At 40.6% G+C, this 959-nt stretch carries 1 protein-coding gene and 1 pseudogene; both read left to right on the top strand.

Annotated elements, in window-relative coordinates; all coding sequences use genetic code 11:
- Positions 1-260 precede the first annotated feature (260 nt).
- A complete protein-coding gene (atpI, locus tag ABN217_RS19010) occupies positions 261-638 on the top strand; it encodes a F0F1 ATP synthase subunit I (RefSeq protein WP_070929806.1) in 378 nt (125 codons plus the stop codon).
- A gap of 33 nt (positions 639-671) precedes the next feature.
- Positions 672-959, top strand: a pseudogene (locus ABN217_RS19005) (F0F1 ATP synthase subunit A); the annotation flags it as partial.

The following is a 959-nucleotide window of genomic DNA, read 5'->3' as shown; positions in this document are numbered from 1 at the left end:
AATAATTATTGTGATATTAGTCACAAAAAAATGTTTGTGCATGTCGAGTCATTAACTATTTATTAATTATTATTGCGACATTTCTGCGCTATCTCGAAAAAATTAAATATTTATTCACCTTTTCGCTACTTACTGATTGAATTCATTTCGCCTGCCCGTATAATTTGCTCGTTTTTGTCTCTTGACACATTTAAGCAAAGGCAGTTTTATACAACACTTAGCGTTTCTGAGGCTGAGAACAGCTGGGAGTACAAAAAGTTATGTCTGTATCCCTTTATGACAACAAGCACGCGGTAAAGCTGTTGTCTCTTCAGCTAATAACTTTTGTTATCCTCAGTGGGGCTTTCTGTGCAAATAGTATAGAATGGGGGGCCTCTGCTCTTGCGGGTGGTTTAGCATGCTGGTTACCAAATATCGTATTTATGCTGCTAACCCACTTCCAGAAAGCAAAAGAAGAGGATGAACCTGTCCGCATTGCCTGGTTCTTTGCATTAGGAGCAGGGTTAAAGGTTGTGACAACCATAACTGTGTTAGTTGTTGCTTTCGGTGTGTTTAAAGCGTCATTAACACCACTGGGTTTGACCTATTTAGCGGTGCTAATTGTTCAGATTGTTGCACCAGCCGTTTTTAAACGGTAAGTATTTTTAAACTACAAAAGGGTAAGAGGCATCATGTCTGCATCAGGAGAAGTGATGACTACAAATGAGTACATAGGTCACCACCTGAGAAACCTTCAGTTGGATCTAAGTACCTTTAAGTTGGTCGATCCCCACGCTAGTCCAACGTTCTGGACGTTGAACATTGACTCGCTTTTTTTCTCGGTAGTTCTCGGGGCATTGTTCCTGTGGCTATTTAGAAAAGTTGCTGTCAATGCGACTAGTGGCGTACCCGGTAAGTTACAGACTGCAATAGAACTGATCATTGGTTTCGTTGATAACTCAGTCCGTGATATGTATCAC

Origin of the sequence: Proteus sp. fly-1067, assembly GCF_040139345.1 — a bacterium.
In the GTDB taxonomy this organism is placed as follows: Bacteria; Pseudomonadota; Gammaproteobacteria; order Enterobacterales; family Enterobacteriaceae; genus Proteus; species Proteus vulgaris_B.
The sequence above is the reverse complement of the archived record's forward strand: the minus strand, read 5'-3'. Positions and strand labels throughout refer to the sequence as shown.